Consider the following 13113-nt stretch of genomic DNA (forward strand, 5'->3'; position numbering starts at 1 on the left):
TCAGGCACCACGTCCTTGTGGCGCCTCGGCAGCAGGCCTTATTGAGGCCTTGACCAGACAGTCTGCCAGCCCTGCAGATTCGTCGTATCCAGCATCCAGTTCTCTCTCACTTCACGCCTGAACTCATCCCCAAGACGAGCACATTCGTCAGGTTGACTGATGTGCGCCTCGATAGCCGCAATCCAGGCCGGGGTTTCATTGCTGACAGCCGTTACCGGCAGGTTGCCTTCGGTACACAAGGTATCGCTGCAGATCACCGGGTAGCCGCAAGCCCCGAACTCCAGCAGGGAAACCGGGCTCTTGCTCTGAGTGCTCAGGCTTGACTGAGCCGGAACCAGCACAAGGTCCAGATTCAGGCTGGCCAGCAGTTCAGGGTACAGAACGCCTTCCACCGGAGAGCGCAGTTCGTGGATGTAAGGGCGCAGCCAGCGCGAGCAAGGCCCCATGATTACCCATTCCACCTTGTCGGCGAGGGCCTCGATCACGCCGGACAGGATCAGCAGGTCGGCCTGTTGATCGGCTGTGCCGACCCAGCCCACACGCGGCTTGTCTCGGGTGCCTCGCTGGCTTTGCACATTCAGCCAGATATCGGGCGACAACCTGGTCGGGATCACCTGAATGTTCGGATGCGCATCCCGGACAAGATCCGCCAGAGCCTGTGTCGGCACGGTGACGGCGTCCACCAGCTCCAGCGCACTGCGCAACGAGTACGCCGATTCAAGGCCTTCCGGGTAGTGGGGCAGATCAAAGGTCACCCAGGCATTGGTGTGTTCCTTGATGGCGCCGATGGTTTCTATCTGCGCCGGCGTGATCGAGCCTTGCAGCACAACAGTGTCCGGGCTCAGGCGGGCGATTTCCGGCAGCGAGAGAGGGCCGTTGCTCAGAACGCCGTCCACGGCCAACGATGTACCCAGCGCTTGCAGTGGCTGGGCGACGCGAGTGCCTGCATGGGCATCATCCGGTTGTACCAGCACCACGGGCAACGGGCGATGGATCAGCGGACGCCATGCCAGTTGCGGGTTGCCTTGGCTGACAAAGCTGCCTGCCTGCAAGCTGAGGTTGGTGTTGTAGGCCGGGTCCCAGGCCATGTAATGCAGCCAGCGGTGATGCAGCGCTCGCCGGGCGAAGTCCAGAGCCTGGGCATCGATGGTTTGAGGGGCCGAGCGCAACTGGATGATGGTATGAGGTGTCCAGACCACCATATGCTGGGCATCGCGAACCCTGAGGCACAGATCGACGTCGTTGAAGTACTGGTGGAACAGATGCTCTTCCAGACCCTGTATATCGTCGAACAGCGACTTGCGGATCATCAGGCATGCGCCGCTGACTGCGCTGTAGTTCTGTTCGGTTTCCAGACGTGGCGCAAAGGATGCCGAGGCAGCAGGTTCACCGCCTGTGACCGGCTGCGCGGTGTCCTGAAGGCCGACAATGATGCCTGCGTTGGCAAGGCTGCCGTCCGCTGCCAGAACCTTGGCCCCGACCACGCCGACTTCAGGCCGTTGCGCCTGATTGAGCAGGTTGTGCAGCCAGTCCTTGTGCAGGATGGCGGCATTGTCAGCCAGGAGCAGCAGGTATTCGCCCTTTGCCTGTTGAGCGGCGCTATTGAGCAGGGCGGACTGGCTCAGGGTCTGCTGATGACGCACGACGCGGATCTTGTCCGATTGCAGCGAATCGATGTTTGCCAGCCATTCAATGCTTTGCGCTGACTGGCTGTTATTGTCGCTGATCAGGATTTCATAGTTCTGATAGGCCGTGTTTTCCAGGACGCTCTCTACGCACGGCAACAAGGTTTCCAGTTGATCATTGGAGCTGACAATGATGGAAACCAGCGGCTGCCCGGCGTGGCCATAGGTGATCCGGTAATGGCCTGACTCGGTAGTCTGGATTTCACTGTCGCCATAGCCACGAGCGAACAGGTGGCGCTGCAGCGTGCGGACCTCGTCGCTGTTGTACTGAGGCCGGGCCTGTGGCGCGAGCACCAGCGGTTCGGCCGAATGGGCAAACTCGGTAAAGTCCGGGTGCTCGATCATGCGCAGGATCAGGTCCAGCTCTATGGCTTGTGCATGATCGGGATTGAAACCGCCCACCAGCAGGGTTTTCTCTCTGCTGAACAGCCAGTTGCGGCTGGTTGCCGAAGGACTGGCCAGCAGGTAGTCGAGGCTGAATTCAGGTCGAAGGCCCAGGCTGGCGCCGTCCTGATTTTCGAGTGCGATTTCATCGCCGAACAGGGCGCAGGCGTGTGGCGCGTCAATCAGCTTCAGTGCCGCGCTCAGCAGACCGCTTTGCGTGAAAGTGGTCCCTGCGTCGACCAGCACCCACCAGTCGTGCTCGTTTTCTGCCATCAGCTCATTGATGACGATGGCACGGTCTTGCACTGTGGCGCTCAACCAGGGCAACTGGGCTTGCAGCGGTGTCTGATTCGACGTGTCGTAATCGGCAAGGATGAACACCTTGAGCTTGTCCAGCAGTTGCGGGTCGCCGGCCAGGCTCTGCACGGTGCTGAGGACGCTTTCAGGCTGCTGATTGAAGTCCGACACGACAATGGCAATCGTCGGGCCGCCATCATGATCCTGCAGGTGCTGACGGATGAGCGTCTGTTGCGGGACCGTTGGCCTGCGGGTGCCCAGCCAGCTGGCGACCTGCTGGTTGCGACGCTGGTTCTCGGGGCGCCGGTCGAAGTAGGCAACCAGATCAAGTTCCTGGATATTGTCACGCTGGGACAGTGGAGCGATCTTGACGGTGCGGTTCTGTTCTTCCGGGCGTACCCAGCCAAGTTCGCGGGTGATGCGGTGGTAATCGGCGCGTCGTTGTCTCGGGAGTTCAGGGTTGTTACGGCAGACTTCACTGCTCTGCTGATCGGAAACCCGGAAGTAGGAAAGCGGACGCGCAAGCATCGCCAGATTGCCCTGGCGAAGCAGCTTCACAAACAGCGCAACGTCCGCCAGGCCCCAGATGAATATGCCTTTGAGCGACATGATTTCATTGCCGAACACCAGTGCATCTTCGCGGCGGAACATCACTGAGCTGGGTTCGCCAATGAAGTTGATCGGGTACTGGGCAATAAACGACACCAGTTCCGGACCATTGATCACGACATTGCGCCCGAACGGGTTGCGGGTGGCCATGTTGTCCTGCATGAACTGGCCTTTGTCGTCTACCAGTTTGCGGGTGGCGCAGACCATCTTGATGTCGGGGCTGTCGTGCAGAACATCGAAGAGCAGGCGTACGCAGTCGGGGACCAGAATGTCGTCGTCGTACAGAAACTTGATGAACTGCCCACGGGCCAGGCTTATGGCGCGGGCACCGTTGTGCTCTTCGCCCAGGCCAACCGGGTTTCTCTCGTAGCGGATGGGCCAACGGCTGCCCGGGCTGAGTTTGTCGACGATGTTCTTGATGGCCCCGGTCGGGCAATCGTCGCAGATGACGATTTCAACGTCGTCGTGGTTCTGGCTGATCGCGCTGGCAAGCGCGGTCTCGAAGAAAGTGGCCTTGTAAGCCGGGATGACAATACTGACCAGACGTGAAGAACTCATCGCAATACCACGTGTGAAGAGAGTAGGGAGGACCAGCCGTTCAACGGGGTCGGCGCAGTTGGGCAAGGTTCGCTCAGCACTTGCGGCCTATGTACAGAACCGATTGCTCGGTAATGCCGTGCTGTTTGAATACCCCGTCACCGAAGGCTTGGGTGCCCAGGGCATCGATCTGGAATCCGGCTGTTTCCAGGCGGGTCACGAAGTCATGTTTGGCGTACATGCGTACATGATCGTCCTGGCCAAAACGCGCCCAGCGCTCATCCACGTTTTCTTCGTCCGGATCTTCGTCGGTTGTGGTGGCGGTCAGCAGCAAAGGCACCATCAGAATCGCCGAGCCGCCCTTGGCCAGCACGCGGTACAGCTCGGACATGGCTTTGGCATCGTCACGTACGTGTTCGAGTACATGGGAACAGACGATGAAATCGAATGACTCATCGGGATAGATGTTCATGTCCATTATGTCGACCTTGTCATCTGCCATGGGCGAAAACAGGTCTGCCGAGCGATACCGGGCATTGGGCAGGCTGCGCAGGAACTTTGACAGCACCGGCGCAGGCGCGATGTCCAGAATGCGCAGGGCCTGGCCTTGTGGGTTGTTCAGTATGTGCATGGAAAACAGGGCGTAGAGCCGGTCGCGATCCGAGGCTGCGCATTCCGGGCAACTGTACTGGCCGACATTGAGTGTTTCGTAGTCTTCCATCGAGTAATAAACATTCAAACGATGGGCGGCTTCCAGATAGGTTCTACCCAGCGGATAGAAATTCGGAAAGCGACAGGAGCATACCGGGCACGTTCGCATGTTCAGTTCTCATTACTGGCAGTGACGATCACATCGATGATGCTCTCGAAGGCTTCATCGGTGAGGCTGTCGAAAATGGGCAGACACAGGATCTGGTTGGACAGGTCGGTGGCGATGGGCAAGCGATCAGGCTTGGCCGAGTCCAGGCCTCTGTACATCGGGAAGGTGGAAATCAGCGGATAGAAATAGCGGCGTGCGAGGATGTTGCGGTCGCGCATGCGTTGGTAAAGACCATCGCGGGAAACGGCAAACTCCTTTCTGACCAGCACCGGGAAGTACGAGTAATTATGCTTCTCGGTGCTCTGCCAGACGATGTCGATGCCGGGCACCGAGGCCAGTGCCTCGCGATAGCGTTCGTCGATGCGCTGACGTTTCAGCAGGGCCTGGTCGATGTGTTGCAGTTGCAGGAGACCAAAAGCGGCATTCACTTCGCTCATCTTGCCGTTGATGCCGGGCGCGACCACGGTGACTTCATCGGCGAAGCCGAAGTTCTTCAGGTAGTCGATGCGTTGTTTGGTTTTCGCATCCGGGCTGACGATGGCGCCGCCCTCGAAGGTGTTGAACACCTTGGTGGCGTGGAAGCTCAGTACCGACAGGTCGCCGTGGTTGAGCAGGCTCTCGCCACGGAACTGCACGCCGAAGGCATGAGCCGCGTCATAGATGACTTTCAGGCCATAGCGGTCGGCGATCTGCTGGATGCGGTCCACATCGCACGGGATCCCGTAGCAATGCACGGGCATGATTGCCGTGGTCGCCGGGGTAATGGCTTCTTCGATGCGGTCGGGGTCCAGGCTGTAGGTGTTGGGGTCGATGTCGACGAACACCGGGGTCAGGCCATTCCACAGCAGGGAGTGAGCGGTGGCGACGAAGGAGTAGGGCGTGGTGATGACTTCGCCTTTGATTCTCAACGCCTGAATGGCGGTCATCAATGCCAGAGTGCCATTGGAAAACAGCGACAGATGCTGAACGCCCAGATACTCGGCCAGCTCTTTTTCGAGCTGCTGGTGAAACGGGCCGCCGTTGGTGAGTTGGTGGCTTTGCCAGATCTGTTCGAGGTAGGGAATGAATTCCTCAAGAGGCGGTAACAGGGGACGAGTTACGGGAATCGATGCGCTCATGGAGAGTTCTCTACTCGTGTCGCAGATGATTGCTGCTCGACAGGACATTTCTTGACGCCTTCCCCGTTTGCGGGAATAGCGTTGACATAAAAATGGCAGCCAAACTGTTTTGCCGATGGTAAAAGCAAAAAACCGGCCAAGAGTGCCGTGCCGGGGTTTGGGGTGTCCGGGTTGTGATCCTGTCGATGAAGTAATCTCAGTGCTTGATATTCAGAACGCCCGATGCGTATTTTGTACGGATTGCCGCCTGGCGGTTTCAATGACAATCAAAGGATTGAGCAATGATCTGCAGTGACCCCCATTCCCTTGCGCAACGGTTGGCGGGCATCGATGAAGTGGAGTGCGTGACACCGGATCTGAATGGCGTACCACGAGGCAAGGTGATGACCGCTGCCGGCTTCCTTGAGGGCCGTCGCCTGCAACTGGCGAGTGGTGTATTGCTGCAATGCATCATGGGAGGCTATCCACCCGCGCGTTTCTACAGCAGCGATGATGGTGATATTGCTCTGGTCGCTGATCCGCAACAGATCCATCGTCTGCCCTGGAGCGAGCCGCCCCGCGCGCTGGCGATCTGTGATGCCGATAACCTGAGCGGTGAAGGTTGCGAGTTATCGACGCGGGTGCAGCTCAAGGCAGTCATTGCCCGCTATGCCGAGCGTGGTTTGTCGCCGGTCGTGGCCACCGAGCTTGAGTTTTTTGTCTTTGCGCCCAATCCCGACCCTTCCCTGACCTTTGTGCCGCCGGTAGGGCTGGATGGTCGGCGTGAAGAGGGTTTTTCGGCGTTCAGCATCAGCTCCAATAACGGCCTGCGCCTGTTTTTCAGCGAGGTCTACCGGTGCATGGCGGAACTGGGGTTGCCCCGTGATACGGTCATGCACGAGATGGGCGTCAGCCAGTTCGAGATCAATCTGTGGCATGGCGATCCTCTGCTGCTGGCCGACCAGACCTTCCTGTTCAAACACCTGCTCAAGGAGGTCGGGCTCAAGCACGGTCTGAACGTGGTGTGCATGGCCAAGCCGTTGGCGCAGACGGCGGGCAGTTCGATGCATATTCACCAGAGCGTGGTGGAGTCGGCGTCGGGGCGTAATGTCTTCAGTGATGAAAGCGGCCAGCCGACAGAGGTTTTCCGGCATTTCATTGCGGGGCAGCAGGCATGCCTGGTCGATTTCACCGCGTTGTTTGCGCCTCATGTGAATTCCTACCAACGGCTGTTTCATCCTTATGCCTCGCCCAACAACGCGTGCTGGTCCTACGATAATCGCGGCGCTGGGCTACGTATTCCAGCGAGTGCGGCCCAGGCCAGAAGAGTGGAAAATCGTCTGCCGGGTGCCGATGCCAATCCTTATCTGGCGATTGCGGCAAGCCTGGCGGCAGGTCTGTATGGCATCGAACACAAACTGGAGCCCACAGCGCCGATCCAGGGTGAAATTGTGGTGCCGCAAGAATTGGCATTGCCTTGTACCTTGCACGCCGCTCTGGAACGTCTGAAACGCAGTCCGTTGGCCAAGGAACTGTTTGGGCATGTGTTTATCGAAGGCTACATCGCCTCGAAGACCATGGAACTGGCCAGTTTTCTTGATGAAATAACCCCCTGGGAGCGGCGTGTATTGGGTGCCCAGGTCTAAGAACCGTTGTTTTGGCGTCGCCTGTACGGGCGACACTCTTTATTTTTGGAATGTCCATGCGTCAAATCTGGAAGTCTTTTCGGGGTCTGTATTTCGCTTCGCTGATGATGTTGATCGGCTCGGGTCTTTTAAGCACCTACCTGGCCTTGAGGCTGGCGGCCGATGAGGTCGACGGTCTGTGGATCGGTGCGATGATGGCCGCCAACTATTTCGGGCTGGTGCTGGGTGGCAAGGTAGGTCACCGCCTGATCGGCCGTGTAGGGCACATCCGTGCCTATGCGACCTGCGCCGGGATCGTCGGCGCTGCGGTGCTGGGACTTGGGTTGATCAACTGGCTGCCGGCCTGGCTGTTCCTGCGCGTGATCGTCGGGTTGGGGATGATGTGTCAGTACATGGTGGTCGAAAGCTGGCTCAACGAGCAGGCGGCGGCACGCCAGCGAGGCATGGTCTTCAGCGGCTACATGATTGCGTCGTACCTGGGGCTGGTATTGGGGCAACTGATTCTGGTGGTTCATCCAGGGCTCGGGCCTGAGCTGCTGATGCTGATCGCCATGTGTTTTGCCCTCTGTCTGGTGCCAGTGGCCATGACCCGCAGCATTCACCCTGCGCCACTGCGTCCTGCACCGCTGGAGCCGCGCTTTTTCATCAGTCGGGTGCCGCAGTCACTGACTACGGTGCTGGCTTCGGGGCTTATCGTCGGAGCCTTTTATGGCCTGGCGCCGCTGTATGCCGCCCAGCAAGGTCTGTCGACCGAACATGTCGGTATGTTCATGGGTTTCTGCATTCTTGCCGGTCTTGTGGTGCAGTGGCCGTTGGGTCTGCTTTCCGACCGTTATGACCGGGCGCAACTGATGCGTACCTTCGCGGGGGTGCTGGTGATCGCCGCCTTGCCGCTTGCGGTGCTGCCGAGCATGCCGCTGGAAATGCTGCTGGTGGTGGGTTTCATTGCTTCGCTGGTGCAGTTCAGTCTGTATCCACTGGCGGTGGCTTTTGCCAACGACCATGTGGAGGGGGAGCGGCGGGTGTCGCTGACGGCGATGCTGCTGATGACCTTCGGCATTGGCGCCAGCATCGGGCCGCTGGTAGCTGGCGCCCTGATGAAACAGTTCGGCAGCAACATGCTTTATGCATTTGTGTGTTTCATATCACTGGTGCTGGCGCTGCTGACACGTCCCAAAGCGGTTACCCATCAGCATCAGGTGGACGACGCGCCGCTGCATCACGTGGCAATGCCGGACAGCATGTCCAGTTCGCCGCTGGTGGTAGCGCTTGATCCGCGGGTTGACGAACAGGTGGTTCAGGAGCAGATGCAGACCACGGTCGAGCCGGAAGTGGCACCTGAGGCCAATGCCGAACCGTCGGTGAGGCTGGAAGAAGAGGAAATCAATCGGCCTTGATGGGGAGGGCGCAGCAAGCTGCAAGCTAAAAGCCGCAAGTCAAAAGCTTGCAGCTTAAAACTTGCAGCTTGCAACTGCTTCTATCAAAAATCGTCGTCTTTATCGAACCGACGCGCTTCGCGCTGCAGTTGATAAACGAAGCGTTCCACCTGGCGCTGTACCAGACCGCTCATGTTGTGAAAGCGTACGCCTGCGAAGGTGGTGTGGAATCTTTCTTCGAAGTGCAGGTAGCGCAGCTCGACCGGTGCGGTCATCGCCCCGAAAGGCAGCTTGGCGATGAAACGCTCGTATACCTGACCCAGTTGCATGCGCTCGGACACATCGCCCTCGAAGCGCAGCTTGCAGCCGGTTGCCGAGATATCCAGGAGTTTGCCGACCAGAGGGGATTTGAGTCTGTCGCCACCGATTTCAATGTCGACCAGTTGTGCGAGCTTGAGGGCTGCACGGAAGGCGTTGCGACGCTGGTGGTAGATCACTTCGGTGGGCAGGGGGCCGCGGTAGAGGCGCTGGCCATCCACGTCCACGATGGTCATCTGATCCGAGCTTTCCCAGGCGATGCGCACACCGTCGTGGAAGCCTTCGACCCTGAACGATTCGCCATTGGCCAGGAATCGTTCACCGTCGCGTGGAATCATTTCATCGAGGGCTATGACGTTACTGTCACGATCAACCTCGATCAGGTAGCTCTGGAAGCGTTGGGCGCGCTCATGAAAGGTAATGATCAGTGGATCATTATGTTCATGTAGTAACCGCAGGTTGGCGGCAATTTCCAAAGGTGTATTGAGGACCTTCGGGGGCTGCGGAGCATCATCCGCGCTTGAGCCATTCACGTTTTAACTTCTCCAGGCAAAATACTACGGCAACGCAACAACAGGCATTCTGCCACTACGCACTAAACCTTGAAACAGGAAGTTACGCCTGACTGAGCGGGCGTGGTCTTGCTCTTCCAGCGGTCGATCCGCGACTGTCATACAGCGTCGGGGTATCGGCACCCTTCAAGATGCGGAGCTGGTGAGCGGTTGTCACCTGCTGCAACTGGATAAGACTACCATTCTGCTCGTTGATAGCCTGGCACTCAGCGATCAATGCGCTCAGTTCATCGCTCGCGGCGAGAAGCTGTTCGCCCACATCCGAATGGCTGGCCAGCTCCTGGAGACCTTTGCGGTTCGCAGGTAGCCCAAGGCCGGCAAGTAACTGGCTGCGCCTGCGGCCATGTTGCTCGAGGAGAATCACCAGCGCCTGTTTCTGCGCCAGGATATGTTCCATCTCGCCCATGTCGCGGCCGTGCAGAACCAGTGACTCGGCATGCAGCAACTCAAGCAGTTGCCGGGTTGGAACCATGCCGTCGGTGATCATCTGAAGCAAAGTAGTATCTTGCATCGCATGCTCTGGTTTTCAAGCGTCCAGATTATCCACCGCAAGCACAGGGCTTAGCGTTGGGTTTCGAAGTTGAGCAGTTTGCTGGCTACGCGGTTGCTGTCCACTGTGTAGGTGCCGTCTGCAATCGCCTGCTTCAACTGGGCGACGCGAGCGCTGTTGACGGTTGGCAGATCGCCCAACTTATCAGTGATCTTCTGCAACTGCTGAGCCTCACTGCTCAAATGAACGGATTCTCCGGTGCCTTTGACGTTTGCAGCCGCTGCTGCAGATTCGGGTGCGCCGGTTTTACCGCTTTCCTTTGTAGTCCCGGTGCGCGAAACGCTACCGGCAGACTGTGAATTTCCAAGGCGACTGAAATCGATGACCATGATTGAAAAAACCTCTTGGGTGTTTGGACGCTTGCCTTGTTTTCGGCCCAACCCAAAAAAACTTTAGGCTTTGTGTGAAAAGCATATGGAACGGGCTTTCCACCGCGGGAATATGCACCGCAGTCTAGGAAAAACGCGCGTTCGACGCCAGCCTCAATCGATCTACATTGCCACTTCCACCTGTCCGGGGCCGATAATATTGGCCTTGATGACACGATTGGAATTCAGGTTTTTCACCCGTATCTGCTCGTTGAAACCGCCATCGGACAGCGCCTCGCCGGGCATACGCACCGCCAGCGAGCCGCTGCGGGCGGTAATGACCACCTGGTCGCCCTTGCGAACCATCTGTGGCTGTTCCAGAAACACTGGGGACATGACCTGATCGATGACCGTTGGTCGGATTACCTTTTGCCCGACTGCCTGATCCAGTGAAGAGAGGAAGCCCAGACCCAGGCTGCCGATGTCCCTTTCCCTCAACATGACATCGTCCTGCGACACAATACTGTCGCGTTTCAGGGGACGTACCGACACCACCACATTGCGAAACAGCTTCACTTCCGCCGGCACAAACACAGTCCATGGGGATGAGCCTTCACAGCGTACGCGTACGCTCACTCTGCCCAATGGCTTGGCGCTTTCCAGTTTTGCTGTCAAATCCTTGTCACAGGAGCCCATGCGCATTCTGGGGTCCAGCTGCCTCACCTGAATTTCAAAACGGCCCTCAATCTGGTTGCTCGCTAAATAGTCTTCTACTGTGAACTCAAGAAACCCCTGTGTGACGCCGATAAGCTGTTCAGGCAGTGTGAAATTCTCGGCGCGACCGTAGTTTGCAGTGCTTGAAAGGCACAGGAGAGCGATCACGCAGAGCAGTCTGCGGGTTTCCAGTTTCAGGTGTCGAAAAATTGTCGTCTTTGCGTTCATGGCGTATAAAAAGCAAGGCTCGTGCCGCTTGCCAAATCTGGTGTGTGGCGAACGGTGGCTTTTGTTAAGGGGGTCGGGCATGGCGGGTGTAATGGATTCGGTGAACCAGCGAACTCAGCTGGTCGGTCAGAATCGCCTTGAGCTGCTGTTATTCCGTCTGGACGGCAAGCAGCTCTATGGGATCAACGTATTCAAGGTTAAAGAAGTACTGCAGTGCCCGAAACTGACCATCATGCCCAAGTCCAGCCGGATTGTGCGTGGTGTGGCCAACATTCGCGGTGGCACGATCCCGATCATGGATCTGGCAATGGCGACGGGTTCGACCGGAATGATTTCGCTGGTTAATTCCTTCGTCATCATTACTGAATACAACACCAAGGTTCAGGGTTTTCTGGTGCATTCGGTAGAGCGCATCGTGAACATGAACTGGGAAGAGATCCATCCACCACCCAAGGGCACCGGGCGCGATCACTACCTGACGGCCGTGACGCGTGTGGACAACCAGTTGGTGGAAATCATCGACGTCGAGAAGATTCTCGCCGAGGTGGCGCCGATTACCGAGGGTGTATCCCACGGCGTAATCGACGAAGAAACTCACAGCAAGGCCGTTTCGTTGCGGGTGCTGACGGTCGATGACTCGTCGGTTGCACGCAAGCAGGTGAGTCGTTGCCTGGAAACGGTCGGAGTCGAGGTGGTTGCCTTGAACGACGGTCGTCAGGCGCTGGATTACCTGAAGGCAATGGTTGAAGAGGGCAAGAAACCTGAAGAAGAGTTTCTGATGATGATCTCCGACATTGAAATGCCGGAGATGGATGGCTATACCCTTACAACAGCCATACGCAACGATCCGCGAATGCAGAAGCTGCACATCACCTTGCATACCTCGCTTTCCGGGGTGTTCAACCAGGCGATGGTAAAGAAAGTGGGTGCTGACGATTTTCTCGCGAAATTTCGACCTGATGACCTCGCGGCCAGGGTCGTGGCGCGGATCAAGGCGGCAGACAATAGCTAGGGGCGTCGCCCTTGGTGATTCACATGATTTTGAGAGGCGGCACCTTGTCTACAGGTAATTTGGATTTTGAACAGTTCCGGGTCTTTCTGGAAAAAGCCTGTGGCATCTTGCTGGGGGAAAACAAGCAGTACCTGGTCTCCAGCCGTCTCAACAAGCTGATGGAGCAGCAGGGACTCAAATCGTTGGGCGAACTGGTGCAGCGCATCCAGTCGCAACCCCGCAGCGGTTTGCGCGAACAGGTGGTCGATGCGATGACGACCAACGAAACCCTGTGGTTTCGTGATACCTATCCCTTTGAGGTGCTGAAGAACAAGGTGCTGCCCGAGCAGATCAAGGCCAGCCCGGGTCAGCGCTTGCGTATCTGGTCGGCGGCCTGTTCGTCCGGTCAGGAACCGTACTCGCTGTCGATGTCCATCGATGAGTTCGAGCGCAGCAATCCGGGTCAGCTCAAGGCCGGTGCACAGATCGTTGCCACCGACCTGTCCGGCTTGATGCTCACCAACTGCAAGACGGGCGAGTACGACAGCCTGGCAATCGGCCGCGGCCTGTCGCCGGATCGCCTGCAGCGCTACTTCGACGTGAAAAGTCCGGGTCGCTGGGTGGTGAAGGCTCCGATCAAGAGCCGTGTCGAGTTTCGTTCATTCAACCTGCTCGACAGCTACGCGAGCCTTGGCAAGTTCGACATCGTGTTCTGCCGCAACGTGTTGATCTACTTCTCGGCTGAAGTCAAGAAAGACATCCTGCTGCGCATTCACGGCACGCTCAAGCCAGGTGGCTATCTGTTCCTGGGTGCGTCCGAAGCGCTTAACGGCCTGCCGGATCATTATCAGATGGTTCAGTGCAGTCCGGGGATTATCTACAAGGCCAAGTGATGGTGGGCTTTGTATGGACATGAAAGAGACCTTCGGGTCTCTTTTTTGTGGGCGTTCTTCTGATATGCAGGCTTTTAGTGCGCAGAAG

General features: G+C 57.7%; 11 protein-coding genes. 4 read left to right on the plus strand and 7 right to left on the minus strand.

What is annotated here, in order from left to right:
- Positions 1–38 precede the first annotated feature (38 nt).
- The 3 genes from K5D32_RS10855 to vioA all read right to left on the minus strand — a co-directional run bounded on the left by K5D32_RS10855 (position 39) and on the right by vioA (position 5450).
- Positions 39–3533: a glycosyltransferase gene (locus K5D32_RS10855; RefSeq protein ID WP_221600243.1), complete on the minus strand. Its 3495-nt coding sequence runs from the start codon at positions 3531–3533 to the stop codon at positions 39–41.
- 73 nt (positions 3534–3606) lie between these two features.
- The gene (locus K5D32_RS10860) at positions 3607–4332 is read right to left on the minus strand and encodes a class I SAM-dependent methyltransferase (RefSeq protein WP_221575667.1); all 726 of its coding nucleotides are present in this window, start codon (positions 4330–4332) and stop codon (positions 3607–3609) included.
- A 2-nt stretch (positions 4333–4334) separates the two neighbouring features.
- Positions 4335–5450: a DegT/DnrJ/EryC1/StrS aminotransferase family protein gene (vioA, locus tag K5D32_RS10865; protein ID WP_221575668.1), complete on the minus strand. Its 1116-nt coding sequence runs from the start codon at positions 5448–5450 to the stop codon at positions 4335–4337.
- A 383-nt stretch (positions 5451–5833) separates the two neighbouring features.
- On the opposite strand from vioA, the gene K5D32_RS10870 reads away from it, so the two are divergent.
- Both K5D32_RS10870 and K5D32_RS10875 read left to right on the plus strand, forming a co-directional pair.
- Positions 5834–7075: a glutamine synthetase family protein gene (locus K5D32_RS10870; protein WP_221600289.1), complete on the plus strand. Its 1242-nt coding sequence runs from the start codon at positions 5834–5836 to the stop codon at positions 7073–7075.
- A gap of 56 nt (positions 7076–7131) precedes the next feature.
- The gene (locus tag K5D32_RS10875) at positions 7132–8472 is read left to right on the plus strand and encodes an MFS transporter (protein WP_221594162.1); all 1341 of its coding nucleotides are present in this window, start codon (positions 7132–7134) and stop codon (positions 8470–8472) included.
- 83 nt (positions 8473–8555) lie between these two features.
- On the opposite strand, the gene K5D32_RS10880 is transcribed toward K5D32_RS10875, so the two are convergent.
- The 4 genes from K5D32_RS10880 to flgA form a co-directional block, all read right to left on the minus strand.
- Positions 8556–9302, minus strand: a complete 747-nt coding sequence (locus K5D32_RS10880) for a flagellar brake protein (RefSeq protein WP_221575670.1) — start codon at positions 9300–9302, stop codon at positions 8556–8558.
- 82 nt (positions 9303–9384) lie between these two features.
- A complete protein-coding gene (locus K5D32_RS10885) occupies positions 9385–9852 on the minus strand; it encodes a flagella synthesis protein FlgN (protein ID WP_198728467.1) in 468 nt (155 codons plus the stop codon).
- A 50-nt stretch (positions 9853–9902) separates the two neighbouring features.
- On the minus strand, positions 9903–10220 hold the full coding sequence (gene flgM / locus K5D32_RS10890; RefSeq protein ID WP_221600245.1) for a flagellar biosynthesis anti-sigma factor FlgM: 318 nt from the start codon (positions 10218–10220) through the stop codon (positions 9903–9905).
- A gap of 162 nt (positions 10221–10382) precedes the next feature.
- Complete coding sequence (flgA, locus tag K5D32_RS10895; protein ID WP_221575672.1) at positions 10383–11141, minus strand: flagellar basal body P-ring formation chaperone FlgA; 759 nt, start codon at positions 11139–11141, stop codon at positions 10383–10385.
- 79 nt (positions 11142–11220) lie between these two features.
- Here flgA and K5D32_RS10900 point away from each other — a divergent pair, with 79 nt between their 5' ends.
- The gene (locus tag K5D32_RS10900; protein ID WP_201004748.1) at positions 11221–12153 is read left to right on the plus strand and encodes a chemotaxis protein CheV; all 933 of its coding nucleotides are present in this window, start codon (positions 11221–11223) and stop codon (positions 12151–12153) included.
- A 44-nt stretch (positions 12154–12197) separates the two neighbouring features.
- Positions 12198–13025: a protein-glutamate O-methyltransferase CheR gene (gene cheR / locus K5D32_RS10905; RefSeq protein ID WP_025260925.1), complete on the plus strand. Its 828-nt coding sequence runs from the start codon at positions 12198–12200 to the stop codon at positions 13023–13025.
- Positions 13026–13113: the final 88 nt, after the last annotated feature.

The sequence above is a fragment of the Pseudomonas cichorii genome (assembly GCF_019719005.1).
Lineage (GTDB): Bacteria > Pseudomonadota > Gammaproteobacteria > Pseudomonadales > Pseudomonadaceae > Aquipseudomonas > Aquipseudomonas cichorii_E.

What these genes read in the sequence shown, in the direction of transcription:
- K5D32_RS10855 (WP_221600243.1), bottom strand. Translation starts at nt 3,533, where the DNA reads ATGAGTTCTTCACGTCTGGTCAGTATTGTCATCCCGGCTTACAAGGCC.
- K5D32_RS10860 (WP_221575667.1), bottom strand. Translation starts at nt 4,332, where the DNA reads ATGCGAACGTGCCCGGTATGCTCCTGTCGCTTTCCGAATTTCTATCCG.
- vioA (WP_221575668.1), bottom strand. Translation starts at nt 5,450, where the DNA reads ATGAGCGCATCGATTCCCGTAACTCGTCCCCTGTTACCGCCTCTTGAG.
- K5D32_RS10870 (WP_221600289.1), top strand. Translation starts at nt 5,834, where the DNA reads ATGACCGCTGCCGGCTTCCTTGAGGGCCGTCGCCTGCAACTGGCGAGT.
- K5D32_RS10875 (WP_221594162.1), top strand. Translation starts at nt 7,132, where the DNA reads ATGCGTCAAATCTGGAAGTCTTTTCGGGGTCTGTATTTCGCTTCGCTG.
- K5D32_RS10885 (WP_198728467.1), bottom strand. Translation starts at nt 9,852, where the DNA reads ATGCAAGATACTACTTTGCTTCAGATGATCACCGACGGCATGGTTCCA.
- flgM (WP_221600245.1), bottom strand. Translation starts at nt 10,220, where the DNA reads ATGGTCATCGATTTCAGTCGCCTTGGAAATTCACAGTCTGCCGGTAGC.
- flgA (WP_221575672.1), bottom strand. Translation starts at nt 11,141, where the DNA reads ATGAACGCAAAGACGACAATTTTTCGACACCTGAAACTGGAAACCCGC.
- K5D32_RS10900 (WP_201004748.1), top strand. Translation starts at nt 11,221, where the DNA reads ATGGCGGGTGTAATGGATTCGGTGAACCAGCGAACTCAGCTGGTCGGT.